General features: G+C 49.6%; 2 protein-coding genes. Both read right to left on the reverse strand.

Features of this window, described 5'->3' with window-relative positions; genetic code table 11:
- On the reverse strand, window positions 1-266 hold a 266-nt coding region (locus tag DWU89_RS20360), incomplete at its 3' end, for a hypothetical protein (RefSeq protein ID WP_147292168.1).
- Window positions 267-297: 31 nt separating this feature from the next.
- Complete coding sequence (locus DWU89_RS20365; RefSeq protein WP_147292169.1) at window positions 298-1,374, reverse strand: fimbrillin family protein; 1,077 nt, start codon at window positions 1,372-1,374, stop codon at window positions 298-300.
- Window positions 1,375-1,526: the final 152 nt, after the last annotated feature.

Genomic DNA, 1,526 nt, shown 5'->3' on the forward strand with positions numbered 1-1,526 from the left:
CCTACCTTATATTCTTTATTTACAGGGCTTGACACATTAGTGACTGTTTCAGTGTTTTTATAAACGTAGACTTTCGCCTTCACGTCCTTTCGCATCAGCGTAGTATTATCATCCGCCTTCGTCTGTACCAAATCGATCCCCCCGCTGAACGTGACGGGATATAAGGTATTGTCGTCGTTCGTGTCCGGTATCTCGGTCGCTTCCTTGGTGCAGCTTGCGGCGCTAAGGAGAAGGGCTGCAGTTAGTAAAATGTGATTTGTTTTCATGTTCGTTGTTGTTTTATTGATTGTTTATTTATTATTCATTTGAGGGTCTGAAATCTATGTTTCCGCCGGGGACTTCCTCCCAGCTTGTAACAGTAGCCGTAATCGTGATCGACGGATTCGAGGCCGGTGGAATCACTGGCGGCGTTACAGGAGGGATCGGAATATCGGGTTCGTCCGGAATATCCGGTGGCGTAGGCGGGTCGGGAACATCCGGAGTGTCCGGTCCGACCGGCAGGTCGGGCGAGCCGATCACGATGTCGATATTGTAGGCGACATTGCCTTCCGAACCGCTGCCTTCAAAATGTACGGGGAGGCCGGTGTATGACAGGTCATGCTCCGGATCGTTATCCCGCGTCAGCACAATATCGACCGTCAACTCCGTACGGGGCTGTACCAGCAGGCTACTGTTAAAGGTGCTTTCCGTCGAGATTTCCATGCCGGTTTCCGTCTCCGCCTCATACAGCACTAACTTCGGCGCTTCCGTCCCGAACAACAGTTCACCGCTTGACAATTCGAGCCAGGCCTCCCGGGAAGAACCTTCCAGGCCGGCGAATTTCAAGTAATAGGTCTCCGGACGGTTTTCAGCCAGGCGAACCGTGATTTTCAGCAGCGACAATTGATGGGAAAACGAAAACAGGCTGTCCTGCCTATCGAAAGGATTCACCAATGAACCGGACTGTACCTTTGTCGTTATGATGTCAGTCTCCCCGTCGAGATGATACTCGACAAAATCGTCTTTCACAATGCCTTTCGGATAGTAACCGGTCAGATACACATCCGAACTGTCTGCCGGATAATAGCGTTCCGGTACAAATGTGATTTCGGAGTCTGTAGCGACTGCCTCCCATATCTCGTCAAATTGCAGGGTGCCGCTCCCTTTGGCGACGTTGAGAGCTGTGCTGTCGAAGTTTTCGATTGCCGCACGGCTCAATAGTTGTGTTTTTAGCCGGATAGGAACCGCAGCTGCCGGGGGATCGGGATCGGGGTCGGGATCCGGCGGCGTAGGCGGGCCCGGTGGTATGGGCACGTCTGATCGGCTGCAACCGGTTAAAAGACAAATGCTACCGATCGTCATTAAATAGAATAATATATTCCGAACTCCTGTCATTCCGTTTTTCAGTTTTACCCCTTTGATTTTCAAGTTTGACGTACCTTATTTATGAAATAAGGATATGGCTTTGTTCTTATTTATGAAATAAGGCAAAAACACTCTTCTAAGAGGTTTTTCTACCGTTAGAAAACAACCTTGAATTATTAGAA

The organism is Parabacteroides acidifaciens, assembly GCF_003363715.1.
Lineage (GTDB): Bacteria > Bacteroidota > Bacteroidia > Bacteroidales > Tannerellaceae > Parabacteroides > Parabacteroides acidifaciens.